The sequence below is a fragment of the Streptomyces sp. NPDC058145 genome (genome assembly GCF_042884245.1).
In the GTDB taxonomy this organism is placed as follows: domain Bacteria; phylum Actinomycetota; class Actinomycetes; order Streptomycetales; family Streptomycetaceae; genus Streptomyces.
The window spans coordinates 1-26,471 of record NZ_JBHVUH010000015.1 but is presented as its reverse complement, the minus strand read 5'-3'; the positions used below and the strand labels follow the sequence as shown (position 1 = coordinate 26,471).

Sequence of the window (26,471 nt, the reverse complement as noted above, 5' to 3'; positions counted from 1 at the left end):
CCTGCACGGCGGCAGCGCTTCTCGTCCTGCTGCCGGGAGCCCTGTTTCCCCGGCCGGACCGTCGCGGGAGGCGCTAACGCCTGCCGCGCGGCCGCCGGGCCCCGCGCCCGTGCCGGGAGCGGCCGCGGTGTCGGAGCCGGGTGGCCGCCAGCACCAGTAGGGCCACCACCGCCGCGGCCGCCAGGCCGCGCTTCGCCACCGGGAGTCCCGCGGTGCGCAGCAGGTCCAGGGGTTCCGCCTCCTCCCGCCCGGCGGCCGGCGCGGCCTCCTGCGCGGAAGGCCCGGGCTCCGGGCCGCCCAGCCGGTCCGCCAGGCACGCCGCGAACTGCCCGACCAGACGGTCGCCCACCTCCCCCAGCACCCCGCGCCCGAACTGCGCCGGACGCCCGGTCACCTTCAGATCGGTGTCCACGGCCACCGCCGTGCCGCCGTCCCGCTCGCTCAGCACGGCGGTGACCGTCGCCCTGGCCGTGCCCTGTCCCCGGGTCTCCCGGCCGCTGGCCGCGAGCACCATCCGGTGGGCCGCCGCGTCCTGCTCCTCGAAGACCGCGGTGCCCCGGTAGGTCACGGTGACCGGGCCGACCTTGACCTTCACCGAGCCGGTCACGGTCTTGCCGTCGTACTCCTCCACCACCGCGCCCGGCAGGCACGGCGCGACGCGTTCGATGTCGAGGAGCGCCTGCCAGGCCTCGTCGACGGGGACGGGGACGGTGAACTCGTGGTGCAGCTCCATGGTTTTCTCCTCGCGGTCAGGGGGCGGCGGCCGGATGGATGGCCCCGACGGTCGTGGTCAGCGGCGTGCCGCTGCCGCCCCAGCGCAGGGCGACGATCTCGGCGGCGACGGACACCGCCACCTCCTCCGGCGTCCGGGCCCCGAGATCGAGCCCGAGCGGAGAGCGCAGCCGGGCCAGCTCTGCCTCGGTGACACCGGCCTCGGCCAGCCGTTCGCGCCGCTCGTCGTGGGTACGGCGGCTGCCCATCGCCCCGATGTACGCGGCCGGCCGGCGCAGCGCCTCCTCCAGCAGCGGTACATCGAACTTCGGGTCGTGGGTGAGGACGCAGATCACCGTGCGCTCGTCGGTGCCGGTGGCGGCGAGATAGCGGTGCGGCCAGTCGACGACGACCTCCACGCCCTCCGGGAAGCGCTTCGGCGTGGCGAAGACCGGGCGGGCGTCGCAGACGGTGACCCGGTAGCCGAGGAAGGCGCCGATCCGGGCCACGGCGGCCGCGTAGTCGATCGCCCCGAAGACCAGCATCCGCGGCGGCGGCGCGAACGACTGCAGGAACACCGTGACGGAGTCCTCGCGGCGCTCCCCGTGCGGCCCGTAGTGCCTCAGCCCCGAGGCGCCGAGGGCGAGTTCACCGCGTGCGTCGGCGGTGACCGCCACGTCGAGCCCGGCCGCGCCCAGGGTGCCCTCGACGCCGTCCGGCCAGACCGCGCGAGCGGCCCCGCGCGGTGCCGGCCCGTCGACCACCGTGGCCACGGTCACCGGCTCGCCCGCGGTGACGGACGCCGCTACCCGGCCGAACGCCGGGTCCGAGCCGGACGTCACGGGCCGCACCAGCAGGGTGATCTCGCCGCCGCAGGTGAGCCCGACGGCGAACGCGTCCTCGTCGCTGTACCCGTAGGTCACGAGCCGCGCCTCGCCGTTCGCCACGACCTCCTGGGCGAGTTCGAAGACCGCCCCTTCCACACAGCCTCCGGACACGCTGCCCACGACCTCGTCGTCCGGCCCCACGGCCATCGCGGCACCCGGGCCGCGCGGCGTGCTGCGGCTGACCGCGACGACCGTGGCGAGCCCGAACGGCACCCCCGCCCGGTACCAGCGCTCCAGCGCCGGGAGGATCTCACGCACCTTTCGCTCCCTTCACCGGGATCCGGCCGTCCGCGGCCCCGCGCACCACCGCCGCCAGCCGTTCCAGCGCCGCGAGGCTGTGCCCCTCGACGAAGGCGTCCACGCTCGGCAGGGCGGCCGCCATCCCGGCGGCCAGCGGCGCGTAACCGGGCCGGGCCTTGCGCGGGTTGGCCCAGATCACCTGGTGGGCCAGGGAGTGCAGCCGGCGCATCTGCGCGCCGAGCAACTCGGGATCGCCCCGCTCCCACCCGTCCGAGAGCAGCACCACCACCGCGCCGCGCGCCATGCCCCGCTGCCCCCAGCGGTTCAGGAACTCGCGCAGCAGCTCGCCCAGCCGGGTGCCGCCGCGCCAGTCCGGCACGGCCGCCGCCAGGGCCGCCATCGCGAGGTCCGGGTCGCGGTGCGAGAGTTCCCGGGTCGCCCGGGTCAGCCGGGTGCCGATCGTGAAGACCTCGGTGCGGCCCCCGCGCACCGCCGCGTGCGCGAACCGCAGCAGCGCGTCGGCGTACGGCGCCATCGAGCCGCTGACGTCGACGAGCAGCACGACCCGGCGGGGCTGCTCCACGCGGGCGTGCCGCCGCAGGCGGGCCGGTTCCCCGCCGCGCCGCAGCAGCTCCCGCACGGTGCGGCGCGGATCGACCTGCCCGCGCCGGGCGGGCCGTCGCCGGGCCGAGCGCCTGCTCTGTCCGTGCAGCGCGAAGGCGGCCAGCAGACGGCGCAGTTGAGCCCGCTCGGCGGAGTCCAGGTCCGCGACGTCACGGTGCCGCAGCACCTCGGCGGAGCTGGCGAGCGTGGCCGCCGGCGGTCCGGACGGCTCGTCATCGCCGGGTGCGCCGGGCTCGGCGGAGACCTGACGGGCGACCAGGTGCAGCCGGGGCGGGGGAGCGGACCGCACCGTGCGCGGAGCGGGCTCGCCGGGCGACCCGAAGTACGCCGCGAACACCCGCTCGTACCGCGCCAGATCGTCGTGTCCCCCGCACAGCGTCGCCCGTCCCGCCCAGTACACGTCCGCCCGCGCTCCCGGCCCCAGCACGGCCACGGCACGCAGAAACGCGTGCACCCGCTCGCTACTGGCCTCGAGCCCCGCAGCACGCAACGCCCGCACGAACCCGAGCAGCACGGCATCGGCCCCCGGAGGCACGGCGCCTGCCCCGGGCGGTCCGGCGCCTGCCCCGGGCGGCCAGGCATCGGCCCTGGGTGGCTCGGCGTTCAGCCGTGGCGGTTCGGCGTCCGCTCCGGGTGGCTCGGCTTCCGCCGTCGGTGGCGTCGCGTCCGCTCCGGGTGGCCGGGCGTCCGGCTTCGGCGGTTCGGGGGCCGCCGTCAGCGGTTCGGTGTTCGCTCCGGATGGCATGGGAACGGGCTTGGGCGGTTCGGCTTCCGCCCTCGGTGGGGTGGCGTCCGACCTCGGGGGCTCAGCCTCCGGCCTCAGTGGCTCAGCGTTCGGCCTCGGTGGCGCCGCGTCCGCTCCGGGTGGCCGGGCGTCCGGCTCCGGCGGCGCGGCGCCTGCCCCGAGCCGTCCGGCGTCCACCCCGTGCGGGCCGGCATCGGTCCCCGGCACCCGACCCCCGAGGTGCGCCCCGGGTGGGCGGTGCGGCCAGCTGTCCGCCGTGTGCATTGCGTTCACGTCCCTCGGGCCGCAAGGACCGCGGTCAGGTCGAGGCCCCGGGCGCGGTCCGCGTCCTCGCGGTACTTCAGGGCCGATCCCAGCGTCGCCACGGCCAGTTCCGCGTCCACCTCCGTCGCCCCGAGCGCGTCCAGCGCCTCGGCCCAGTCGATCGTCTCGGCCACCCCCGGCGGCTTGAGCAGGTCCGCGCCGCGCAGGGTCTGGACGAGTGCGGTGACCTGCTCGGCCAGCCGGGCCGAGACCCTCGGCAGCCGGCGCCGCACGATGGCCAGTTCGCGGGCGAAGGAGGGGTGGTCGAACCAGTGGTACAGGCACCGGCGCTTGAGCGCGTCGTGCACCTCCCGGGTCCGGTTGGAGGTCAGCACCACCACCGGCGGCTCCTCGGCCCGTAGCGTGCCCAGTTCGGGGATGGTCACGGAGTACTCCGACAGCAGCTCCAGCAGGAACGCCTCGAACTCGTCGTCGGCCCGGTCGATCTCGTCGACCAGCAGCACCGACGGCTGCGTCTGCAGCGCCCGCAGCAGCGGCCGGGCGATCAGGAAGCGCCGGTCGTACAGCTCGCTCTCCAACCTGTCCGCGTCCTGGACCCCGGCCGCCTCCGCGGCCCGCAGGTGCAGCAACTGGCGAGGGAAGTCCCAGTCGTACAGGGCCTGGGAGGCGTCGATGCCCTCGTGGCACTGCAGCCGGATCAGCGGCGCGCCGAGCGCCTCGGCGAGGGCGGAGGCGAGCGCGGTCTTGCCCACGCCCGCGTCGCCCTCGCAGAAGAGCGGCCGGTGCAGTCGGAGCGCCAGGAAGCAGGTGACGGCCAGTCCCTCGTCGACGAGGTACCCCGTCTCCTCCAGGCGGGCCCGCACCTGCTCCGGGTCGTCCATCCGGGTGATCGGCGCTCACCCCATTCCGGTGGCGGTCAGCACCGCCCGCCGGGTCAGTACCCGCGCCAGATGCCGCCGGTACTCGGGCGTGGCGGCCAGGTCCTGCGACGGCTCGGTCCCCTCGGCGGCCGCCTCGGCGGCCCGGGCGACGGCCTCGGGCCCGTCGGCGCCGGACAGCGCCTCCTCGGCCGCCGTGGCCCGCAGCGGGGTGGCGCCCATGTTGGTCAGCCCGACGCGCGCCTCGGCGATGTGCCCGTCGTCGCGGCGTACGAGCGCCGCGACCGCGACGATGGCCCAGGACTGGGCGACCGGGTGGAACTTCTCGTAGTGGAAGCTCCAGCCGTCCGTCTTCGGGATCCGCACCTCCACGAGGAGTTCGTCGGGTGCCAGCGTCGACTGGAGGTAGTCGACGAAGAACTCCCGGGCCGGGATCGTGCGTCGTCCGCCCGGGCCGACGACGACCAGCTCGGCGTCCAGGGCCAGTGCCACGGCGGGCAGATCGCCTGCCGGGTCGGCGTGCGCGAGCGAGCCGCCGAGGGTGCCCCGGTGCCGTACGGCGGGATCGGCCACGGTGGCCGTGGCCTCGGCGAGCAGACCGGCGTGCCGGCGCACCAGCGGGTCGTGGACCACCTCGTGGTGCGTGGTCATCGCCCCGATGGCCAGGGTGCCGCCGTCCTCCCGGACGCCGCGCAGCTCCGGGATCCGGCCGACGTCCACCACGAGCTCCGGGAAGGCCAGCCGCAGCCGCAGCAGCGGCAGCAGGCTCTGCCCGCCGGCCAGCACCTTCGCGTCCTCGCCGGCATCGGCGAGCGCGCGCACCGCCTCGTCGACACTCGTCGGACGGGTGTACTCGAACGCGGGGGGAATCATGCCGAACCCTCCTCACCGGACGGGCCGTACTGTCCGACGTCGCCCGCCTGGGCCGCCTGCCCGGACTGGCCGGACTGCGCGGGCCCCGTCCCGCCGGCCTCCTCGGCCACGTTCGGGGCACCGGACCGGGCGGCCTGGATCGCCTGCCACACCCGGTGCGGCGAACACGGCATCCGCACCTCCCGCACGCCCAGCGGCCGCAGCGCGTCGACCACGGCGTTCACCACGGCCGGCGTCGAGGCGATCGTGCCCGCCTCGCCGACTCCCTTGACCCCCATGGAGTTCGAGGCCGCCGGCGTCTCCGTCCGGTCGGTCACGAAGTCCGGCAGGTCCGCCGCCGACGGCACGAGGTAGTCGGCCATGGTGCCGGAGACCAGGTTGCCGTCGTCGTCGTACACGGCCTCCTCGTACAGCGCCTGGGCGATGCCCTGGGCGAGCCCGCCGTGCACCTGACCCTCCACGATCATCGGGTTGACCACCCGGCCGACGTCGTCGACGCAGACGTACGAGCGGATCCGGGTCTTGCCGGTCTCCGTGTCCACCTCGACCGCGCACAGATGGGTGCCGTGCGGGTAGGAGAAGTTCTCCGGGTCGACCAGGGTCTCCGCGTTGATGGACGGCTCCACGCCGTCGGGCAGGTCGTGCGAGGTGAAGGTCTCGAAGGCGATCTCCTGGATGGTCTTCCGGGCCTCCGGGGACCCCTTCACGGAGAACGCGCCGTCCTTGAAGTCGAGGTCCCGCTCGCTCGCCTCCAGCAGATGCGCGGCGATCTTGCGGGCCTTCTCCACCACCTTCACCGCGGCCCGGTGCACGGCCTCGCCGCCGACCGAAAGCGAGCGCGAGCCGTAGGTGTCCATGCCCTGCGGGGCCGCCCTGGTGTCGCCGTGCACCACCTCGACGTCGTCGAAGGGGACGCCCAGCACGTCGGCCGCGATCTGGCTCCAGCAGGTCACATGGCCCTGCCCGTGCGGGCTGGTGCCGGTGACGACCTCGACCTTGCCGGTGGGCAGCATACGGATGCTCGCCGCCTCCCAGCCGCCGGCCGAGTACCGCAGGTCGCGCAGCACCCGGCTGGGCGCGAGCCCGCACATCTCCGTGAAGGTGGACACGCCGATGCCGAGGCGTACCGTGTCGCCGCGCTCGTTGCGCCCCCGCTGCTCGGCGCGCAGGTCGTCGTAGCCGAACAGGGCGAGGGCCTTGTCGGTCGCCGCCTCGTAGTCGCCGCTGTCGTAGGTCAGCCCGGCGATGGTGGTGTACGGGAACTCCTCGTGCCGGATCCAGTTGCGGCGCCGGACCTCCACCGGGTCGAGGCCGAGTTCGTGGGCCAGTTCGTCCATGGTCCGCTCGATGGCGAACGTGGCCTCGGGGCGGCCGGCGCCCCGGTAGGCGTCGGTCGGGGTGCGCGTGGTGAACACGCCGGTGCAGCTGAACTCGTAGGAGTCCATCTTGTAGATCCCCGGGTACATGAACGCGCCGAGGATCGGGATGCCCGGGGTGACGAGCATCAGATAGGCGCCCATGTCGGCGAGCAGGTCGACCTTCAGGCCCAGCAGCCTGCCCTCGGCGGTGGCCGCGATCTCGACGTCCTGGATCATGCCCCGGCCGTGGTGGGTGGCGAGGTAGCCCTCCGAGCGGGACTCCGTCCACTTCACCGGGCGGCCGAGCCGGCGCGCGACGGTGAGCGCGAGCGCCTCCTCGCCGTAGACCTGGAGCTTGGAGCCGAAGCCGCCGCCCACGTCCGGGGCGATCACCCGCAGCTTGTGCTCGGGGATACCGGTGACGACGGCCAGCATGACCCGCAGGATGTGCGGGATCTGTGTCGCGGAGTACACCGTGTACTCGCCGGAGGCGGCCAGCGGGGTGACGACGACCGCGCGCGGCTCCATGGCGTTGGGGATCAGCCGCTGCTGGTGGTAGCGGCGCTTCAGGGTCACCTCGGCGCGTTCCCGTACCGCGTCGAAGCTTTCGCCGGTGGCGAGCGGCCAGGTGTAGCAGCGGTTGGTGCCCTTGTCGGCGTGGACCAGCGGGGAGCCCTCCGCGAGCGCGGCCTCCAGGTCGAGGACCGGGGGCAGCGGCTCGTACTCGACCTCGATCGCCTCCAACGCGTCGGCCGCGGCGTACCGGTCGCGGGCCACCACGACCGCCACCGGGTCACCGGCGTAGCGGACCTCGTCCACGGCGATCGGCGGGTGGTCGGGCAGCACGATGTCCTCGGTCACCGGCCAGGCGCAGGGCAGTGAGCCGAGCCCCTCGGCGAGGTCGGCGCCGCTGAACGCCGCCACGACACCGGGGCGTTCCAGCGCGGGCGAGACGTCGACCGAGGCGATCCGGGCGTGGGCCATCGGGCTGCGCAGGACGGCCAGGTGCAGCAGCCCGGCGACCTGGATGTTGTCGGTCCAGTTGGTCTGGCCGGTGATCAGCCGGGCGTCCTCCTTGCGCAGCCGGGAGCGGCCGATCTCGTGTTCTACGGCCTGATCGGTCATGCCGTGGCCTCCTCGGTGACCTGTTGCCCGGAGGCGGCGAGGACCGCGCGGACGATGTTCTGGTAACCGGTGCATCGGCAGAGGTTGCCCTCCAGGGCCTGCCGGACCTCGTCGGCCGTGGGCCGCGGGTTCTCGCGCAGCAGATCGCGCGCCGCCATGATCATGCCGGGGGTGCAGTAGCCGCACTGCAGGCCGTGCCGCTCGTGGAACGCGCGCTGCAGGGGCGTCCACTCGCCGTCCTGCGCCAGCCCCTGGACGGTGGTCACCGTGCCGCCGTCCGCCTGCACGGCCAGCACCGAGCAGCTCTTGACGGTGGCGCCGTCCAGGTCGACCGTGCACGCTCCGCAGTTGGAGGTGTCGCAGCCGATGGTGGTACCGGTCAGACCGAGGCGGTCACGCAGATAGTGGGCCAGGAGCAGACGGGGTTCCACGTCGTCCTCGTAGGCCGTGCCGTCCACGTTCACCTTGATGTGGGTCATGCGCCCTCCAGACCGTTCGGGCAGGAGTGAAAGCTGGATGGATCCGTCAGACTGGCGTGACGTAGGTCACTCTAGGGCGGCGCAGCGGACCCGGCGAGCGCTGCGGTGGGTGTTTCGTTGAGTATTAATCCATTGCCCCGGCGGGACCGGCCCTGATGCACTGCACCGGTCGAGTCCCCGACCGGAACCAGGAGCGATCATGCGCGCGACGTTCATGTCCACCCAGGAAGGAACGCCCCCCTCACACAAGGACATGACGCTTCGTGCACCTGCTCAACCTCGGGATCCTGGCCCATGTCGACGCCGGTAAGACCAGCCTGACCGAACGGCTGCTGCACGCGGCCGGCGTGACCGACGAGATCGGCAGCGTCGACGCCGGCAGCACCCGGACCGACACCCTCGCGCTGGAGCGCCGGCGCGGCATCACCATCAAGTCGGCCGTCGTGTCGTTCCCGCTCGACACCGTGACCGTCAACCTCATCGACACCCCCGGCCACCCGGACTTCATCGCCGAGGTGGAACGGGTGCTCGGCGTGCTGGACGGCGCCGTCCTGGTCGTCTCGGCCGTCGAGGGCGTCCAGGCGCAGACCAGGGTGCTGATGCGGACCCTGCGCCGGCTGCGCATCCCCACCCTCGTCTTCGTCAACAAGATCGACCGGCGCGGGGCCCGGGACCGGGCCGTGCTCGACGAGATGGCCCGCAGGCTCGCCGTACCGCTCGTCGCCATGGGAACGGCCGCCGCGCCCGGTACCCCCGCCGCCCGCTTCGTCCCCGGTCTCGGCCCGTCGGCGCTCGACGCGCTCGCCGACCGCGACGACGCCCTGCTGTCCGCTTACGTCGACGGCCGGGTCACCGCCCGGCGGCTGCGCGCGGCCCTGGCCCGGCAGGCCCGGCGGGCGCTGGTCCATCCGGTCTACTTCGGCTCCGCCATCACCGGGGCCGGCGTGCCCGACCTGATCGACGGCATCGAGCGGCTGCTGCCCCCGGCCGGCGGCGACCCGGACGGCCCGCTGTCCGGTGCGGTGTTCAAGGTCGAGCGGGGTCCGGCGGGGGAGAAGGTCGCCTACGCGCGGGTCTTCTCCGGCACCCTGCGGGTGCGCGACCGCGTGCCGTTCGGCGCCGGCCGCGAGGAGGGCAGGGTCACCGCGCTCACCGTCTTCGACCGGGGCACCGACACCCGGCGGGACGGCGTCGTGGCGGGCCGGATCGCCCGGGTGTGGGGGCTCGGCGGCATCCGGATCGGCGACGCGCTCGGCGCGCCCGGGCGGGCCCGCGAGCACCACTTCGCGCCACCGAGCCTGGAGACCGTCGTCGTACCGGGCCCCGGCACCGACCGGCGCTCGCTGCACCTGGCGCTCACCCAACTGGCCGAACAGGACCCGCTGATCGGCGTCCGCCACGACGAGGTGCGCGGGGAGACCTCCGTCTCCCTGTACGGCGAGGTGCAGAAGGAGGTCGTCCAGGCCACGCTCGCCGAGGAGTACGGGCTGGACGTCACCTTCCGGGAGACCACCACCCTGTGCGTCGAACGCCTCACCGGCACCGGTCACGCGGTGGAGTTCAACAGGAAGGACGCCAACCCCTTCCTCGCCACCGTCGGCCTGCGAGCCGACCCCGCGGAGCCCGGCTCGGGCGTGGAGTTCCGGCTGGAGGTCGAGCTGGGCTCCATGCCGTACGCCTTCTTCAAGGCCGTGGAGGAGACGGTCCGCGAGACCCTCGGCCAGGGGCTGCACGGCTGGCAGGTCCCCGACTGCACGGTCACCATGACCCACTCCGGCTACTCGCCCCGGCAGAGCCACGCCCACCAGGGCTTCGACAAGAGCATGTCCAGCACCGGATACGACTTCCGCGGACTGACCCCGCTCGTGCTGACCGAGGCGCTGCGCCGGGCGGGCACCCTGGTGCACGAGCCGATGCACCGCTTCCGTCTCGAGGCCCCCGCCGACACCCTGGGCGCGCTGCTGCCGGCGCTGGCCCGGCTGGGCGCCGTACCGCGGAACACCGGGGCCCGTGGTCAGGCCTGTGTTCTGGAGGGAGCGGTGCCGGCCGCGCGGGTGCGTGAACTGGAACAGCGGCTGCCCGGGCTCACCCGGGGCGAGGGCGAGCTGGAGACCGCCTTCGACCACTACGCGCCGGTCGCCCGCGGTCCGGTGCCCGAACGGGCGCGCACCGACCACAACCCGCTCGACCGGAAGGAGTACCTGCTGAACGTGACGCGCAGAGTGGGCGACTGAGACCGTCCCCGCGGCGTCTTCGCCGGCGTGGCACGGCCTCCGGGGTCTTGGGGGCACCCCGGAGGCCGTGCGCGGCTCAGCTTCCGCCCGGGCCCGTCCAGCCGTCCCGCACCTGCCCCAGGCGGACGCGCTGCGGATGGTCGCCGACCGGGACCGACGTCACCTTCCGGCCGGTGGCGAAGTCGATCGCGGTGACCTGGTCCGCGCCGGACTCGGAGACCACGCAGTCCTTGCCGTCGCCGCTGACCGTGGCCCAGTACGGCTTGGACGCGGTGACCAGCGGGCCCTCCTGGAGAGTGGCGCGGTCGACCACCGTGGCGTAGTCGTCCATGGTGCCCGCCACGCACAGCTTGGTGCCCGCGGGATTCATCGAGAGCCCGTGGTGGCGTGAGTCGTTGACCCAGGTGGTGCGGTCCGAACTGGTCGCCGGGTTCTTCGGCAGGGTCTTCATCCGGGTGATCCTGTCGGTGGCGACGTCGTACTCCAGGAAGCCGTTGAAGAACGACACCTGGAAGTACAGCTTGGACTCGTCGGGGGAGAAGACGGCGGGGCGCACGGCGTCGGAGAAGTCCTTCAGCCCGTACGCGTCCAGCCGCTGACGCATGTCGACGACCTTGACCTGCTTGAAGGTCGTCGCGTCCACGACCGTGATGCGCCGGTCGCCCTTCGTCCAGTCCCAGACCGGGTCGTCCAGAGCGGTGTTGACGTCACCGATGGACATGTTCCAGATGTACTTGCCGTCCCTGGTGAAGATGTTCTCGTGCGGTTTGTCGCCGGTCGCGAACGAGCCGAGCTGCCTGCCGGTCTCGATGTCCAGCACGTGCACGGTGTTCGCGGTCGAGGCGGACACCGCCACACGGGTGCCGTCCGGCGAGACCGCCATGTGGTCGGCCCGGTAACCGGACACGGGGAAGCGCCAGTCGACCTTTCCGGTGGCCAGGTCGATCGAGACGACGTCCGCGAAGCTCGGGCGGGAGACCACGACGGAGCGGCCGTCCGGGGTGGAGTACATGTCGTCGGCGAACTGGTCATGGCCTTCGCCCACGCTGTTGCGGATGGCCTGGAAGTAGATCCACCTGATCGGGTCCGCGTTGATCTCCGCCATCCGCTGGTCCTTGTCCGGGACGACGTCGATCCGGCCGATCTTCGCGAAGTCGCCGGAGGACTTGATCACATCGGCGGTTCCGTCCCAGTTGTTGCCGACGAACAGCACCTCCCGCAGACCGGCGGCGTCCGGGGTGGCGGCGGAGGCGGCGGTCGCCGGGCCGGCGAGGGTCAGCGCGAGGGCGGCGGCCATGGAGCAAAGGTGCCTGGTTCTGGAGGCGGGCATGACTGCTCTCTTTCCTCGGGGAATCTGAACACGGGCGCTTTCACTGTGAACTTACTGAAAAGTAAGGAAGGGTCGGCCTTCTCGACAAGATGTGTGCACGACAAGATTGGGGGAGTGGTGGGAACGGGAGGGGACAGCGTGACGGGCAGGCTCAGGGCACCGACGGGCCGTTACGGCGGCAGGTCCGCCGAGGAACGGCAGGCCGAGCGGCGCCGCCGCTTCCTGGACGCCGCGTTGCGGCTGTTCGGCGACACCCCCGGCTACCGGGCGACCACGGTGGCCGCCCTGAGCCAGGCCGCCGGCCTGTCCACCCGCCAGTTCTACGAGGAGTTCCGCACCCTGGAGGACGTCCTCGCCGCCCTGCATCTGGAGGTCAACGGCTGGGCGGAACAGGCCGTGCTGGACGCGCTCGCGGCGGCGGAGGGGTTGCCGCTGGCCGAGCGGGTCGCCGTGCTGTTCCGCGCCTACGCCCGCGACGTCACCCGCGATCCGCGCCGCATCCGCATCGCCTTCGTGGAGATCATCGGCGTCAGCGCCCGGCTGGAGGAGCAGCGGCTCGCCCGCCGGGCCCGCTGGGTCGACCTGATCCGCGCGGAGGCCGACGCGGCCGTGGCCCGCGGGGAGGCGGCGGTGCGCGACTACCGCCTCGCGGCCACCGCCTTCATCGGCAGCGTCAACGGCCTGCTGCACGACTGGAGCGCCGGGTGGGTGGACGCGACCCTGGACGAGGTCGTCGACGAACTCGTCCGCCAACTGCTGGGCATCCTGCGCCCGGAGGGCTGGCAGGCCGGGCGGGGATGAGCGGGACAGGGGCCTGAGTCCGGGATGATCCTGGCCCCGGTCGAGGGGGGGTCCGGCCGCGGCTGAGGGCGGTTCCGGCGCCCGGTTCCGGCCCCGCCCGCGGTGGACCTGCCGGGCGCGGGCCCGGGCCGGACGGCCGGTGGGACGGGGCTCGGCGCGCGGCATCCGGCCGTAACTGCTCTGCTGGTTCAGGGGGCCGTCGTACCCGTTCTCCGGAGATGCAGATGAGTACCTACCGAGTCGCGCAGGTGACCGCCCCGGACGGCACGTTCGAACTGGCCGAGCGAGAGGTGCCCCGGCCCGGGCCCGGACAGGTCCTGATCGCCGTGGAGGCGTGCGGGATCTGCCACAGTGACGTCCTCTTCGTGAGCGGCGGACTACCGGGCGTGTCGTTCCCGGAGGTGCCCGGGCACGAGATCGCCGGGCGGATCGAGGAACTGGGCGAGGGAACCCAGGACCGCGGATGGCGGGCCGGTGACCGGGTGGCCGTCGGCTGGTTCGGCGGCAGCTGCGGCCACTGCGCGCCCTGCCGCGAGGGCGACTTCATCGTGTGCCGGAACCTGAAGGTCCCGGGCTGGGCGTACGACGGAGGCTTCGGCGACAAGGTGCTCGTGCCCGTCGACGCCCTGGCCCGGATCCCCGAGGGGCTGGCGGCGGGCGACGCCGGGCCCATGGCCTGCGCCGGCGTCACCACGTTCAACGGGCTGCGGCGCAGCTCCGCCAGGCCGGGCGACCTGGTCGCGGTGCTCGGACTCGGCGGTCTCGGGCACCTCGGGGTGCAGTACGCGGCCGCCATGGGCTTCGAGACCGTGGGGATCGCCAGGGGCGCGGAGAAGGCCGACTTCGCCAAGCAACTGGGCGCCCACCACTACGTCGACAGCACCTCCGGCACCCCGGTCGCCGAGGCCCTGCAGTCCCTCGGCGGAGCCAAGGTCGTCCTCGCCACCGCCGGGCACTCCGAGGCCATCACGGCCACCGTGGACGGCCTGGCGCACCGCGGCGAGCTGGTGGTCATCGGAGCGGACACCGAGCCGCTCGGCATCAGCCCGGTCCAGCTGCTCATGAGCGGCCGTGTCGTGCGCGGCCACCCCTCCGGCACCGCGAAGGACGTCGAGGACACCATGGCGTTCAGTGCCCTGCACGGCATCCGCCCGATGACGGAGTCCGTGCCGCTGGAGCAGGCGGACGAGGCCTACCGGAAGATGCTCTCCGGCCGGGCCCGCTTCCGGATGGTGCTCTCCACCGGCTGAGACGTCTTCTCACCGGCCGAAATGCCCTGGTGGCAGGGCTTCGAATTCCCCCTTTCGGGCAGCGGGGAAGGCGTTTCCGCGGGCGAAGTACCGAATCCGACCGGAACGAGCCAGTGCGCGTGTCAAGGAACGGTCGATTCCGTTCCCTTTCCCGCCGTTTCCTGGCTCGCGGCGCTGATCGGAAAGCGGAACCCGGGCCGCCCCGCGCGCTTTTCGGTCAAACTGCCCATGCCTTCTGTGGGCGAGTGAGGGGTGTCCCCTAGGATCAATTCAAAGCGCTGCGGGGTTGGGCCTGTGGTGCCCTATTTCCGAGGGAGACGCAATGGGCGAGTCGAACACCGACCAGAAGATCCTTGAGGAGATCGAGGACCTCGACTCTCTGGAGGTCCTGGAGGCCGAGGACCTGGACGACAGCGTGGCGTTCCACGCGTTCCGGTTCCGCAGCTAAGGCCGGCCCGGACCAGACATGAAAACGGGTGGGCGGCCCGGTTTTCCGGCCGCTCACCCGTTGTCGTCGTCCGGCTGATTTTCGCGGAATGAATCCCGGCGTTCTCGGCGAGAAAGGTTTCGCGCCCCCTGTGGCAATCTATGTACGGCTGTTGCGGCACCGGCGATTCGCCGGTCTTTGTTTTGGGCAGATGGTCTCCCTTCTCGGTGACGCGTTTTTTCCTATCATTGTCGTGGTGGCGGCCGCGAAGGCGGGCACGCCCGCCGAGACCATCGGCGCCGTCTTCGCCGCACGCTTCGTCGCGCTGGGCGGAGTGGTCCTGCTCAGCGGAGCCCTCCTGGACCGCTTCGACCCGGTCCGCGCGGCCGTCGTCGCGGACTCCACCCGCGTCGCCGCTCTCGTCGCGCTCGCCCTGGTCTGGGACGGCAGGCTGGACGCCGTCGTCATCGTCGTCGCCGTACTGATCGGACTGTGCGAGGCGGTCAGCGAGCCGGCGCTGCTCGTCGTCGCGCCCCGGATCCTCCCGGACCGGGCGGCCCGGAGCGCCGCCGACGAGGAGGACACCGAGGTCACCGCCGCCTACGGCCTGCTGGAAGGCATGCGCAACAGCGCCGGCATGGTCGGACCCACCCTGGCCGCCGCCGTCGTCGGCGCGCTCGGCGCACCCACGGGCGCCGTGCTCGCCGCGTTCGCCTTCGGTGTCTCCGCCGCCGCCACCCGCTGGGCGGGCGCGCACATCAGGACCCGGTCGCAGGCCGGCCCCGCGGAGGCGGAACAGGCGTCCGCAAAGGCCGGTTCCGAGCCGGACGGCCCGCCGGGCGACCCGCGGGGCGAGGACGCGGACGAAGCCGAACCGTCCCTCCTGCGCACCGCCCTCCAGGGCCTCGCCGTACTGTGGCGCATCCCGTGGCTGCGCCATGTGCAGCTCCTCGCCGTCGTGCACGTGGTGTTCGCCGTCGGCCCCTGGATGGTCGCCCTGCCCGTCTTCCTGATCGAGCGCGGTCACAGCGCCACCGTGTACGGGTTCGTCCTGGGCGCCTTCGCGATCGGCAACGCCCTGGGCGCCCTCGTCGGCGGCCGGATCAACGGCCGTCACCGCGGCCTGTACGCGCTGGCCCTGCTCGCCCTGTACGGCGCGACCGTGCTGGCGCCCGTGGTGACCGGGTCCGTCGTGCTGCTCGCCGCCGCCTTCTTCGCGGGCGGCGTCGGGCAGCAGGCCTTCGACATCGTCAAGATGACCGGACTGCGCCGGGACGTGCCCGAGGACCTGCACGGCCGCGCCTTCTCGGCGGACTTCTTCTTCTCCTTCGCCTCCCTGCCCCTCGGGCAGTTGCTCGGCGCCGGACTGCTCCGCTTCGCCGACGCCCGCACGATCATGCTGTGGGGCGGCACCCTCGTGCTCGTCTCCACCGCAGCGGTGGCCGTGCGGCCGGACGTCCGCCGGTTCGCCTCCGCGCCGCCCGCGGACACCGTCCCCGCACCGGGCACACCTCTCATGGAACGGTCACCGGATGCCGGCACACGTTGATCTCTTCGAAGAGCACGGCGAGGTCGCGGCACTGTGGTCCGCCCGCCCCTACAGCGGCCGCACGGTCGTGTGTTTCGACCGCCACCTCGACCTCAAACCCCTGGCTCCGGGCGGCGCCGAGGCGCTGCGGGCCGTCGCGGACGACGGCAGCTCCCCGGCCCCGCTGGTGCGCCGGCTCCCGGTCCGCGGAGTGCCCGGCGCCTTCGGCCTCGACGACTTCTGGTCCGCCGCCGCGATCACGGCCGGCCTCACCGACCTGGTCTGGGTGCCCAGTTGGCGCTCCTCCGACGGCTGGGTCGAGCACGCGCTGGACGCCGTCTCGCTGATCCACACCGCGGGCGTACCGGCCGAACCGCGGGCGGAGCACTGCTGCCTCGCGGTCACCCTGTGCGGGGTCCGGCTGTCCGTCGTACCCCCCGACCTCCTCGTCGACCACCTCGACCGGCACGTGCGCTCGGACGTCGTGACGGACATCGACCTGGACTGGCTGGTGGACGAGCACGGCCGGTCCGAGCACGGCACGGACGAACTGGCCCGCCTGGTCGACGCCTGCGGAGGCGAACTGACCGCGATGACCTGGTCCACCCGGTCGGGCTTCCTGCCGTCCGAGTACCGCACCGTGGGCGCGGACGTCGCCGCGCGGCTCGGGCTGCGCGCGCGCCGGTCCTCGTACCTGCCCGCGACGCCGTGGCCGGAGGACCTGATGCTGCGCGTCCACCAGGGCGCCGAACCGCCCGGACCCGAGACGGGCGGCGACGGACCGGAAGCGGGCATCGTCGCCGCCCTGCGCGGCCTGGCACACACCACGCAGCGGCCCGAAAGAGCGGAGAGGTGCTTCGAGTCGGCCGCCGCGCACGGCTATCGCTCCAGCTGGCTCGCCTACCGCATCGGAGCCGCCCACTTCGCCCTGGGCGACCATCGCACCGCGCGCTCGTACCTGCGGGAGGCGGCGGCCATCGACCCCCAGGACACCCTCGGCGCACACGCCCGGATCATGGGAGCGCGGGCCACCCTGCGACTGGACGGCGAGGGCGCCGCCCTGGACGAGTTCCGCGCCCTCGCGGCCGAACTGCCGTTGCGCAAAGGGGTCTGGAAGACGCTGCGCGTACTCGCCCGCGACCAGGGCGATCCGGACACCGAGGAGTGGGCCGCGCGGGAGCTGGGGCGGCTGGCCCGCCTGACCGGGCCCGGCGTCGCCGCCGGGCCGGAGGCGGATCGGCCGTGATCGACGTACTCCTGGTGATGCCACCGGTCAGCGAGGCCGTGCAGTTCCCCTACCTGGCCCTGCCCCAGCTCACCGCGGCCTGGACAGCCCAGGGGCGCCGGGTGCGCACCCTCGACCTGAACCTGGAGTACCGCGACGAGGTGCTCCTGTGCCGCTCGCCCGCCCCGGGGCAGAGGGATGCCGACGACACGTCGACCGCCGCCGCCGTCTACCGCGGCGTCAGCGAGGAATACCGGGCCGCCCACGGGGACCTGCTGCTGCGCACCGCCCGGGACCGCTCCGCCGGCTTCGCCCAGGAGACGGCCATCACCGCGACCGGCCGCTACGTCCTGCTACAGGCCGCCCGGGACGGGTGGATCCTCCCCGGGACACCCCGGCTGGGGCGGATCGACGAGCTGGTCGAGGCGTCCCTCGACACCTGGTCCGCCCACTGGTGCACCGACCGGCTCGAAACGCTTCTCGCCGAACACCGGCCCCGCCTCCTGGCCTTCACCGTCCCGTTCTTCAGCCAGGTGGTCCCCACCCTCGCGCTGACCACACTGATCAAACGGCGCCGGCCGGACGTACGGATCGCCCTCGGCGGACCGACCGTCCAGATGTGGGCGGCCCTGCTGCGCCGCCGGACCGCGGCGGCCGGCTCGGTCGACCACTGGTGCGTGGGCCACGGCGAGGACTTCCTGACCGACGTACTCGGGACCGGCCCGGCCCGCACCCGTGAGGTGCCGGAGCGGCCCGCGGACGGCCTGCGCGACGGCTTCGTCCTCAACCACCAACCCGCCCCCGACTTCCGGCAGTTCGACTTCGCGGACTACAGCAACCAGGCCCACCAGTTCCCCTACCGCCTGACCGTGGGCTGTTACTGGGGAAAGTGCACGTTCTGCTCGTACGGCAACCGCTACCGCGACGCCCGGGCCTTCCAGCAGATCGACCCCGGCAACGCGGCCCGGCACCTCGTCGGACTCGCCCGCCGACTCGGCATCACCGATGTGGCCGTGGCCGACGAGAACACCGGCCTGCGGCACCTGTTACGGGTCATGGACGCCGTGCGCCGCAGCGGAGCGGACCTGACCTTCCGGGTCCGGGCCCGCCTGGAGCCGGAACTGGCCGACCCCGGCTTCTGCCGCCGGCTGCGCGAGGCCGGCTGCGTGCAGATCTCGACCGGTTTCGAGACGGCCCACCAGGACATACTCGACTCCCTGCACAAGGGACAGGACGCGGCCCACGCCGAGCGGGCCGTACTCAACCTGACCGGCGCGGGCATCGTCACCAACCTCTCCTTCATGGACGGCTACGACCACCCCGGGGCCGTCGAGGGCCATCACGACACGGTCGGCGTCATCCAGCGCCACCCCGCGGACATGGGCCTGGACACCCTGCAACTGGTCGTCGCCGAACCCGGCAGCTACCTGTGGGCGGACCGGCGGCGCGAGGACGACGACCCGCTAGTCACCAACGACGGACTGGCCTTCGCCGCGGGACGCGTCGGCGGCGCGGTCCTCGACGGCACGGGGACCGACGAGGCCCGCGACCGGCTGCTGCGGATGACCGTCGAGGCCGTGCCCGACGCCGAACGCGCCGGCCGCCCCGACCTGCCGCAGCACACGGCCGGCCGGCCGGACGCTACCGGGGATCCGGTGACGGCGGCCCGGCCGCGGTTCGCCGTCGCCCTGCGGCGGGTGGGCGGCCGCTGGTTCCTGGCCGACGTGGCCTGGCCGCGGATGGCGGCCGTGCCCGCCGCCCTGACGCCCACCCCGGACGGCCGGTTCCGGGCCGAGGACCGGGACGGCCGGCGCTGGCTGCACCGGATGCTCGACAAACGCCTGCTGGAGCCCGACGGGCCGGACACGTCCACGGCACCCGGCACCCGCCGGGCACCCGCGGCGTCCGAGGCCCTCGGAGGGAGGAGCGTGTGATGGAGAAGCTCGGACTGGGGCTGGGCATGGACCTGGTCTGGGGGGAGCGGATCGGTTTCGAGAAGACCGGCTCCGGCCGGCCCACCGACCAAGTGGCCGCCTTCCTGAGACACAACGCCCCCGCCTACGACTACATGTTCGTCGCCTTCCAGCCCATCGACTACGGACCGCTCGCCCCCGAGCGCTACTTCCCGGCGTACGACCGGCTCTTCGAACTGTTCGGCGCCGAGCGGCCCCGCGCCTTCCACCACACCATGCTCAACACCGGGAGCCCGGAACGCTACCGGCGCGCCGAGATCGCGGACTTCACCAACGCGCTCATCGAACGCTACGGATTCCGCTGGGTCATCGAGGACCTCGGCATCTGGTCCCTCGCGGGCCGCAGCCTGCCCTACCCCATGCCGCCCGTCCTCACCGCGGAGGGCCTGGAGCACTGCGTGACCGGTGTGGCCGACTGGGTGGGGCGACTGCGGGCGCCCCTCTCCGTGGAGTTCCCCGGCTTCACCGAAGGCGGCAGCTTCCTCGTCGGCGATCTCGACGCCTTCACCTTCTACGACACGGTGATCCGGGAGACCGGCGCGCTGGCGACCATCGACATCGGGCACATCCTCGCCTACCAGTGGCTGACGGGACGTACCGGACCGCGGATGTTCGAGGGCCTGGACGCGCTGCCCCTCGACCGCTGCCACGAAGTGCACCTGTCGGGCTGCCAGATCGTCGACGGGCGCTTCCGCGACCTGCACCACGGAGTACTGCTCGACGAACAACTGGCCCTGCTGGAACACCTGCTGCCGCAGATGCCGAACCTGACCGGAGTCACCTACGAGGACCCCAAGTTCTCCGCCGACGGACAACTCGTCCCGAAGTCGCGGCCCAACGCGGAGCGGCTGTTCGCCCTCGTGCGGTCCTGGAAGGAGGGCGGCGCCCGTGCCGCATGAATCCCCGGCACCCGTCCTCACCCCGCCCACGCGGCACGAGCGGATCCTGAAGGTCCTCGACCGGCTCCTGTACGACAGGGACTTCCGCGAGGCGTTCACCACCGACGGCCCCACCAGTGACCGGCTGACGCTCGACGCCGACCTCGTGGACGCCTTCGGCCGGGTGGACGTACACGAACTGGCCCTGGTGGGACGGAACATACGCTCCGAGGTGGTCTCCGGAGGCACCGGCACCGGACCCGGCCTCAAGGGGGCGTTCCCCCGCACCCTGGACGAGCTGCGGGAACGGCGCGGGGTGGCGGTCAACCAGGTGGCGGAGCAGTTCATCGCCTCGCCGACCTTCCAGCGGTTCCGCGACGTCCCGTTCTCCCCGTACGGCCGCGGCACGACGCTGCCCGAGTGCTTCCACCGCTTCATGGCCGGCCGGCCACCGGCGCTCGACCCGCTCGGCGAACTGGAGCCGCTCGTCCACCACGAGGCCGCCGCCGCCGTCGTCCGCGCGGTCGCCACCGGCGCCCACGCCACCTTCGACGTCACCCTCGGCCACATGGCCTTCCACGGCGGCGTCCTGTGCGGGTTCCGCGCGTACGACGAGACGCCCGAGGCATGGCTGCTGAAGCCGACGATGTTCCTGGCGGGAGGCGGCCGCTGCGTGATCGGCCCCGCCCGCCGCCCACTGTACGAGGCCCTGACCACCTTCCTGGACGGGCGCCTCGACGCGCTCGCACCGCAGGTGAGGACCTCACTGGAGGACCGAGTGCGCGCGTGGGGGCTGCGATGAACACTCAGCGAACCGAGCGGACGGACACCCACCGGCCGGACGAGACCGACCGGCTCGACCTCGACCGTTTCCACCGCGACCACTGGCGCCGCCGGCCCGTCGTCCTGCGCGGCTGCGGCCCGCGGTTCCTGGCACCGGCGCTGACCTGGTCCGACGTCACGGCACTGGAGGCCCGCCTGGAAGGGGACACCTCCGGAGCGGGCGTGCACCGGCGCCCCGACGGGACCGTGCTGTTCGTCAACCAGGCACAGCACACCGTGCCCCAACTGGCGGCCGCCTGCGGCAAGCTGGCCGCTCTCTTCGGTTGGGAGGAGTGCACGGCGGACCTGTCCGTCACCCGCGGTGGCGGCGCCGGCATCGGCTGCCACTTCGACCACAGCGACAACTTCGTCGTACAGCAGCAGGGCTCCAAGAGCTGGCGCGTCGGACTGCCCGAGCACACCAGCCGCGAGCGGCAGCGCAGACGCATGCTGGAGACCAAGGGGTTCGTCCCCTCGGGCCGGCTCCCGCAGCGGCCCTGGGAAGTGGTGCTGCACCCCGGAGACGTGCTCTACCTGCCGCTGTTCGCACCCCACGAGGGGGTCGAGAACCCGGACGGCGCCGACGAGGGCTCGGTCAGCGTCTCCTTCTCCTGCAACGCGCGCAGCGCGCTGGGCACCCACCTCAAGCCGCTGCTGCGCGCACTGGCCGCGCAGGACGCCTGGTGGGAGCCGCTGCCCCTGGACGGGGCCGACCCCGAGCGGCTCGAGGCGGCACTCGTACGGGCCCTGCGCACCATCACGCGCCCGGCGCCGGAACCGGCGGAACCGCCGGAACAGCGCGCGGAAGCCGCGAGACACGCGGAACCGCTGGATCAACACGCGGAACCGGCGGCACGACGGGCGGAGCCGGCGGGACAGGGGGAAGCATGAGGCTGAAGGAACTCGCGGCGGACAGGTCGGCGGCGGGACTGCCCGATCTGTCGCTGATCGTCCTGGCCGAGGACGACGCCGCCGTCGCCGCCGGCGAACAGGTGCGCCGGGTCGTGGCCCGGCAGTACCTCGTACGGCTCCTGCGCGCGGTCAGGACGCTGCGCGAGGACCGTCCCGACGCGCCCGAGGTCGCCCGCGCCCTGGAACTGCTGGACGCATGGGACGTCGACGAGGCCCTGGACCGGGCGCTGCGCCCGGACATGACCGGCTGGATCTGGCGCGGCACCAGGCCCGGCACCGACCCCGAGGCCCTGCTCACCCGGCTCGGCCGGTGCCTGGACCCCGAGCGGCCGGGCGCGACGGCCCACGTGGGCCTCGGCGCCCGGCGCCCCGCGGCACCGGTCGTCACCACCGCCGCCGGAAGCCGCGCCGCCCAGCTGTTCGGATGGGCCAGCGAAGGCGACGAGGACCCGCTCGACCTCGCCCCGGAGCGGGCGCGGGAGTTCGCCGCGACCGTGCAGCGGGGAGCCGACGCGCTGGCGGCCGTGTGGCCCGAGGGCCGGGAGATGGCGGCGATCGACATCCAGGCGTTCGCGGCACTGGGCGGCCATCGCGGGCTTCGCCCCCTGAACTTCAGCATCCACGGCCTGCGGGGCCTGGTCCTGACCAGCGAGCGGCCCGCCTACATGCTGGCCCAGACCCTGGTCCACGAGGCCACCCACCAGCGCTTCAGCGGCATCCTCGACTGTGTTGCGGTGGTCCGCAATCCCGAGGCCCGGCACCACTCGCCGTTCGTCGACGCCGAGCGCCCGCTCGGGCACATCGTGCACGGCATCCTCTCCTTCATCAACGACGTCCACGTGGCCGGCCGCCACCTCGAGGTCGAGCGCGACCCGGCCGAACGGGCCCGCATCCAGCGGTACCTCGCGCTGAAGACCGATCAGCTGCGGGTCGCCGAGAAGAACCTGCTCGAGGTCGCCGAGCCCACCGAGCACGGCGCCCGGCTGCTCGCGGGGTGCCGGAGCGCGATCGACCGGCTCGACCGTGGCTGACCAGGAGCCGCACGGTCCGCCCGCCGCCCTGGCCGGCCCCGGCGAGGACGTCGTCGGCGCGGCACTGGCGCGGGCCCGCGCCCGGCTCGGCCCCGCGGCACACGTCGACCGCGACGAACACGACGGGCTGTGCCGGGTGCGGATCCGCCTCGGCCCGGCCCGGCACGGCCACACCCCGCAGTGGGGCGTCGCCGCCCACGACAGCGCCTACGTGGCGGCAGAGCTGGACGGCGGTGTGGCCCGGCTGCTCGACGACGGCGCGCTGCTGGCCCGGCGCCGTCCGCTGTCCGGCCCGCTGTCGGGTCCGGCGCTGCTCACGCCCCCGATGGCCGGGATCCTGGTGCACGAGTGTTTCGGGCACACCAGCGAGGCCGACAACTACCTGGCCCAGCGGCAGGCCCTCGGCCGGTCCCTCGGCGACGCGTGGACCCGGGCCCCGCTGACGGTACGGGACCGCCCGACGGCCCGTCCGTACGCGGGCAGCTACCTCCGGGACGACGAGGACACCGCCCCCCGGACCGTCACGCTGGTCCGCGACGGCCGCTGGAGCGCGCTGCTCACCTCCCGGGAGACCCGGGCCCTGAGCGCGGGCAGCAGCACCGGACACGGCCGCGGTGCCCGGGGCGCGGTCGTACCGCGCTGCAGCGTGCTCGACGTGGAACCGGGCCCGCACGCCCAGGCGGAGCTGCTCGAACGGGTCGGCGACGGCTGGCTCCTCGGTACCGCCGTCGGCGGCTTCTCCGTGCGCGAACACCTCATCCTCGAGGCGCTGTGGGCACGCCGGGTGCGCGACGGGCGGCCGACGGACGACATCGTGGGGCCGGTGGCCGTCTGCGCGCCGAAGGCGGCGCTGGCGCGGCAGATCACCGCGGTGGGCAGCGACGTACGCGTGCACAGTTCGCCGTACGCCTGCGTCAAGGACGGTCACGAGGTCGGCTCCACCCTCATCAGTCCCTCCCTGCTCCTGACCCGCTGCGTGGTACGGCCACTGGAGCAGGTGCGGCGACTGGTCCGCCGTGCGCGGCCTCCCGCCTGAGCCACTCCGTGACACGAAAGGCGCCGCTCAGGTCTGCCGGGCGTTCACCGGACTGTTGGCGACCTCGTCCGGGCATTTCCGGCGCGGCCCGCGTATCCGCCGGTCCCGCCGCCAGTCGGACGTCGCGAGGGCCAGGGAGGCCGCCATGCCGACGAGGGCGGCGCCCAGCGCGGCGAAGAGGGCACCGCGGTAGTCGTGGCTCCTGCCGAGCACCAGGTAGAAGAGTCCGGGCAGGGCGGCGGTGCCCACCGCCGCGCCGAGCCGCTGGCCGGTCTGCAGGGCGCCGCCCGCCGCGCCCGCCATGCGCACCGGCACGTCCCGCAGGGTCATGGTGATGTTGGGGGAGACGACGAAGCCTCCGCCGACGCCGCCCAGGAACAGCAGCGGGGCGGCGAGCCAGGGAGCGGCGCCCGCGGGCCCGTACCGCAGCAGCAGCGCGGTGCCGCCGAGGCCGAGGAGCACGCCCGTGAGACCGCACACCGTGAGCAGCCGGCCGAACCGCTCCACCAGCCGGCCGGCGACCACCGCGCTGATCGACGAGCCGACGGCGAACGGGGTCACGGCCAGGCCCGACCGCAGCGGGGAGTAGCCGAGGCCGTGCTGGTAGAAGAGGGCGAAGGCCAGCCAGACGCCGCTGAATCCGATGAAGTACAGCGTGCCGACGCCGGCCCCGACGGCGTAGCCGCGCACGGTGGTGAACAGACGCGGGTCGAGCAGCGGCTGCGTGCCGCGGACGACGAGGCGCCGCTGCCACCGGGCGAAGCCGGCCAGAACCGTGACTCCGACGGGGAACAGCCACCACAGCTGCCCGATGCCGCCCGAGTCCGCCTGCACCAGCGGATACATGAGGCAGAGCACGCCGAGACCCAGCAGCAGGACCCCGGGCACGTCCACGTGCCCACGGTCGGACCACCGGGTACGGGGCAGCAGGCGCCGCCCGAGCAGCACCGCGAGGATGCCGATGGGGACGTTGACGTAGAAGATCCACCGCCAGCCCTGGGCGCCGGAGGCGAGGGCGAGGATGACACCCCCGGTGATCGGGCCCACGGCCGAGGAGATACCGACGGTCGAACCGAAGAACCCGAAGGCGCGACCGCGTTCGGCGCCGCGGAAGAGCTGCTGGATGAGCGCGGAGTTCTGGGGGGCCATGAAGCCCGCCGCCAGGCCCTGGGCCAGCCGGGCCGCCACCAGCAACGTGATGTCGGGAGCCGCGCCGCAGGCCGCGCTGAAGATCACGAAGCCGCTGAGGGCCAGCAGGAAGATGCGCCGCCGGTCCAGGGCGTCGCCGAGCCGCCCGGCGGTGACGAGCGCGAGGGCGAAGGTGAGGGCGTATCCGGAGACCACCCACTGCACCTGCGCGGCGGAGGCGTGCAGCTCGCGCTGGATGGTGGGCAGGGCGACCGCCACGATCGTCACGTCCAGCAGGCTCATGAAGCCGGCCACCAGAGTGACCCACAGGGCCCGCCACCGGCGCGGATCCGGCTCGTACGCGGCATCCTGCGCGTCCGGGCCCTGGGCGTCCGGGTCCCGACCGCCCGCCGCCGACGCTGTCACAGGGGCTGCTCCTCTCACGCGCCCGAACCAGGTTCCCCCGCCGGGCGCGCCGCACACATGGCCACCATGGGTGAGGCGCCAGACCCTGGTGCTGTGGCCGGAAAGGTTGACCGGCTCGCGACGCCCGGCACGGCACTTCGCCGCGTTGCCGCATCACCCGGGTACATCCGGTACGCGGGCGATGCTCCGCCTTGCGACGCACCGCACCGGACGCCGCGAGCCTTCCGGCAGACCTTTCCGGCCACACCACTAGGCGGCCGCCAGGACCAGCAGGCCCGCCGCCGTGAGGGCACACCCGAGGACGCACCAGGCCGCCAGCCGCAGGCGCAACCCGCGGTACCTGCTCTCGTAGGTGAGCCGCAGTTCCTCGGCGCGCTTCGCGGTGCGCCGCCACGAGGCGCGGGCCAGCGTCAGGTACTCCGCCTCGAACTGCTGCTCCAAATCGTCCCGCTGGGTGTCGGTGAGCCAGCCCAGCCGGGCCGCCAGTCGGACCGCCGCCGCACGGCCCTCCTCGCGTGCGGCGGCGAGCAGCAGATGGCCCTCGATCTCCTGGACCAGCGTCCGGCCCTCGTCGGCGCTCATCGCGCGGTCAGCTCCCGTTCCCGCGCCGGGACGCGCGGATGGTGCAGGTCGAACGCCGGGGACTCGCTGCGGATCCGCGGCAGGGTGAGGAAGTTGTGCCGCGGCGGCGGGCAGGAGGTCGCCCACTCCAGCGAGCGGCCGTAGCCCCACGGGTCGTCCACGCCGACCGGCTCGCCGTACCTGGCCGTCTTCCACACGTTGTAGAAGAACGGGAGGATCGACGTGCCGAGCAGGAACGAGAAGACGGTCGACACGGTGTTGAGCGTGGTGAGCCCCTCGACCGCCAGGTAGTCCGGGATCCGGCGCTGCATTCCGTTCACGCCCAGCCAGTGCTGGACCAGGAAGGTGCCGTGGAAGCCGGTGAACAGCGTCCAGAAGGTGATCTTGCCCAGGCGCTCGTCCAGCATTCTGCCGGTCATCTTCGGCCACCAGAAGTGGAAGCCCGCGAACATCGCGAACACGACGGTGCCGAAGAGGACGTAGTGGAAGTGGGCGACGACGAAGTAGGTGTCGGAGGTCGGGAAGTCCAGCGGCGGCGAGGCCAGCATCACCCCGGTCAGTCCGCCGAAGACGAACGTCACCAGGAAGCCCATCACCCAGAGCATGGGCGTCTCGAAGGACAGCGAACCCTTCCACATCGTGCCGATCCAGTTGAAGAACTTCACACCGGTCGGTACGGCGATCAGGAACGTCATGAAGGAGAA

23 protein-coding genes are annotated in these 26,471 nt (G+C 73.3%); 12 read left to right on the top strand and 11 right to left on the bottom strand.

The annotated features are described in order from the left end of the window. Positions 1-73: 73 nt before the first annotated feature. The 7 genes from ACFVVO_RS30290 to ACFVVO_RS30260 all read right to left on the bottom strand — a co-directional run bounded on the left by ACFVVO_RS30290 (position 74) and on the right by ACFVVO_RS30260 (position 8,184). Complete coding sequence (locus ACFVVO_RS30290; protein ID WP_390059143.1) at positions 74-733, bottom strand: SRPBCC family protein; 660 nt, start codon at positions 731-733, stop codon at positions 74-76. 16 nt (positions 734-749) lie between these two features. Then, complete coding sequence (locus ACFVVO_RS30285) at positions 750-1,856, bottom strand: XdhC family protein (RefSeq protein WP_390059142.1); 1,107 nt, start codon at positions 1,854-1,856, stop codon at positions 750-752. After that, on the bottom strand, positions 1,849-3,207 hold the full coding sequence (locus ACFVVO_RS30280) for a VWA domain-containing protein (protein WP_390059140.1): 1,359 nt from the start codon (positions 3,205-3,207) through the stop codon (positions 1,849-1,851). The genes ACFVVO_RS30285 and ACFVVO_RS30280 overlap by 8 nt, the downstream gene beginning before the upstream one ends. A gap of 269 nt (positions 3,208-3,476) precedes the next feature. Further along, entirely contained in the window at positions 3,477-4,352 is an 876-nt protein-coding gene (locus tag ACFVVO_RS30275) for an AAA family ATPase (RefSeq protein WP_390059138.1), read from the bottom strand. A 15-nt stretch (positions 4,353-4,367) separates the two neighbouring features. Beyond that, positions 4,368-5,222, bottom strand: coding sequence for an FAD binding domain-containing protein (locus ACFVVO_RS30270; RefSeq protein WP_390059137.1), 855 nt, complete (start codon positions 5,220-5,222; stop codon positions 4,368-4,370). Next, a complete protein-coding gene (locus ACFVVO_RS30265) occupies positions 5,219-7,705 on the bottom strand; it encodes a xanthine dehydrogenase family protein molybdopterin-binding subunit (protein WP_390059136.1) in 2,487 nt (828 codons plus the stop codon). Before ACFVVO_RS30265 ends, ACFVVO_RS30270 begins: the two co-directional genes overlap by 4 nt. After that, positions 7,702-8,184: a (2Fe-2S)-binding protein gene (locus ACFVVO_RS30260; protein WP_390059135.1), complete on the bottom strand. Its 483-nt coding sequence runs from the start codon at positions 8,182-8,184 to the stop codon at positions 7,702-7,704. Before ACFVVO_RS30260 ends, ACFVVO_RS30265 begins: the two co-directional genes overlap by 4 nt. 263 nt (positions 8,185-8,447) lie before the next feature. Here ACFVVO_RS30260 and ACFVVO_RS30255 point away from each other — a divergent pair, with 263 nt between their 5' ends. Beyond that, entirely contained in the window at positions 8,448-10,418 is a 1,971-nt protein-coding gene (locus tag ACFVVO_RS30255; protein WP_390059134.1) for a GTP-binding protein, read from the top strand. Between the two features lie 76 nt (positions 10,419-10,494). On the opposite strand, the gene ACFVVO_RS30250 is transcribed toward ACFVVO_RS30255, so the two are convergent. Then, positions 10,495-11,748: a YncE family protein gene (locus tag ACFVVO_RS30250; protein ID WP_390059133.1), complete on the bottom strand. Its 1,254-nt coding sequence runs from the start codon at positions 11,746-11,748 to the stop codon at positions 10,495-10,497. A 138-nt stretch (positions 11,749-11,886) separates the two neighbouring features. Between ACFVVO_RS30250 and ACFVVO_RS30245 the strand changes: the two genes are divergently transcribed. The 11 genes from ACFVVO_RS30245 (at position 11,887) to ACFVVO_RS30195 (ending at position 23,631) form a co-directional block, all read left to right on the top strand. Further along, positions 11,887-12,549 (top strand): TetR/AcrR family transcriptional regulator, encoded by a 663-nt coding sequence (locus tag ACFVVO_RS30245; protein WP_390059132.1) that lies wholly within the window; start codon positions 11,887-11,889, stop codon positions 12,547-12,549. Positions 12,550-12,773: 224 nt separating this feature from the next. Continuing rightward, the gene (locus ACFVVO_RS30240; RefSeq protein ID WP_390059131.1) at positions 12,774-13,799 is read left to right on the top strand and encodes an alcohol dehydrogenase; all 1,026 of its coding nucleotides are present in this window, start codon (positions 12,774-12,776) and stop codon (positions 13,797-13,799) included. A gap of 322 nt (positions 13,800-14,121) precedes the next feature. Next, the gene (locus tag ACFVVO_RS30235) at positions 14,122-14,247 is read left to right on the top strand and encodes a hypothetical protein (RefSeq protein WP_351673548.1); all 126 of its coding nucleotides are present in this window, start codon (positions 14,122-14,124) and stop codon (positions 14,245-14,247) included. Between the two features lie 88 nt (positions 14,248-14,335). Then, on the top strand, positions 14,336-15,775 hold the full coding sequence (locus ACFVVO_RS30230) for an MFS transporter (RefSeq protein ID WP_390059130.1): 1,440 nt from the start codon (positions 14,336-14,338) through the stop codon (positions 15,773-15,775). Further along, positions 15,759-17,000 (top strand): tetratricopeptide repeat protein, encoded by a 1,242-nt coding sequence (locus tag ACFVVO_RS30225; protein WP_390059128.1) that lies wholly within the window; start codon positions 15,759-15,761, stop codon positions 16,998-17,000. The genes ACFVVO_RS30230 and ACFVVO_RS30225 overlap by 17 nt, the downstream gene beginning before the upstream one ends. Further along, the gene (locus ACFVVO_RS30220) at positions 16,997-18,913 is read left to right on the top strand and encodes a B12-binding domain-containing radical SAM protein (protein WP_390059126.1); all 1,917 of its coding nucleotides are present in this window, start codon (positions 16,997-16,999) and stop codon (positions 18,911-18,913) included. Before ACFVVO_RS30225 ends, ACFVVO_RS30220 begins: the two co-directional genes overlap by 4 nt. After that, positions 18,913-19,851, top strand: coding sequence for a DUF692 family multinuclear iron-containing protein (locus tag ACFVVO_RS30215; protein ID WP_390059124.1), 939 nt, complete (start codon positions 18,913-18,915; stop codon positions 19,849-19,851). The genes ACFVVO_RS30220 and ACFVVO_RS30215 overlap by 1 nt, the downstream gene beginning before the upstream one ends. Continuing rightward, a complete protein-coding gene (locus ACFVVO_RS30210; RefSeq protein WP_390059123.1) occupies positions 19,841-20,632 on the top strand; it encodes a hypothetical protein in 792 nt (263 codons plus the stop codon). The genes ACFVVO_RS30215 and ACFVVO_RS30210 overlap by 11 nt, the downstream gene beginning before the upstream one ends. Then, complete coding sequence (locus ACFVVO_RS30205; protein ID WP_390059122.1) at positions 20,629-21,543, top strand: JmjC domain-containing protein; 915 nt, start codon at positions 20,629-20,631, stop codon at positions 21,541-21,543. The genes ACFVVO_RS30210 and ACFVVO_RS30205 overlap by 4 nt, the downstream gene beginning before the upstream one ends. Next, on the top strand, positions 21,540-22,595 hold the full coding sequence (locus tag ACFVVO_RS30200) for an aKG-HExxH-type peptide beta-hydroxylase (protein ID WP_390059121.1): 1,056 nt from the start codon (positions 21,540-21,542) through the stop codon (positions 22,593-22,595). Before ACFVVO_RS30205 ends, ACFVVO_RS30200 begins: the two co-directional genes overlap by 4 nt. Next, positions 22,588-23,631, top strand: a complete 1,044-nt coding sequence (locus ACFVVO_RS30195; RefSeq protein ID WP_390059120.1) for a metallopeptidase TldD-related protein — start codon at positions 22,588-22,590, stop codon at positions 23,629-23,631. The genes ACFVVO_RS30200 and ACFVVO_RS30195 overlap by 8 nt, the downstream gene beginning before the upstream one ends. 27 nt (positions 23,632-23,658) lie before the next feature. On the opposite strand, the gene ACFVVO_RS30190 is transcribed toward ACFVVO_RS30195, so the two are convergent. The 3 genes from ACFVVO_RS30190 to ACFVVO_RS30180 all read right to left on the bottom strand — a co-directional run. Continuing rightward, the gene (locus tag ACFVVO_RS30190; RefSeq protein WP_390059118.1) at positions 23,659-25,185 is read right to left on the bottom strand and encodes an MFS transporter; all 1,527 of its coding nucleotides are present in this window, start codon (positions 25,183-25,185) and stop codon (positions 23,659-23,661) included. Between the two features lie 249 nt (positions 25,186-25,434). After that, positions 25,435-25,767 (bottom strand): hypothetical protein, encoded by a 333-nt coding sequence (locus ACFVVO_RS30185; protein ID WP_390059117.1) that lies wholly within the window; start codon positions 25,765-25,767, stop codon positions 25,435-25,437. Further along, positions 25,764-26,471 (bottom strand): cbb3-type cytochrome c oxidase subunit I (locus ACFVVO_RS30180; protein ID WP_390059115.1); only part of this gene is annotated, 708 nt, incomplete at its 5' end. The genes ACFVVO_RS30185 and ACFVVO_RS30180, both read right to left, overlap by 4 nt.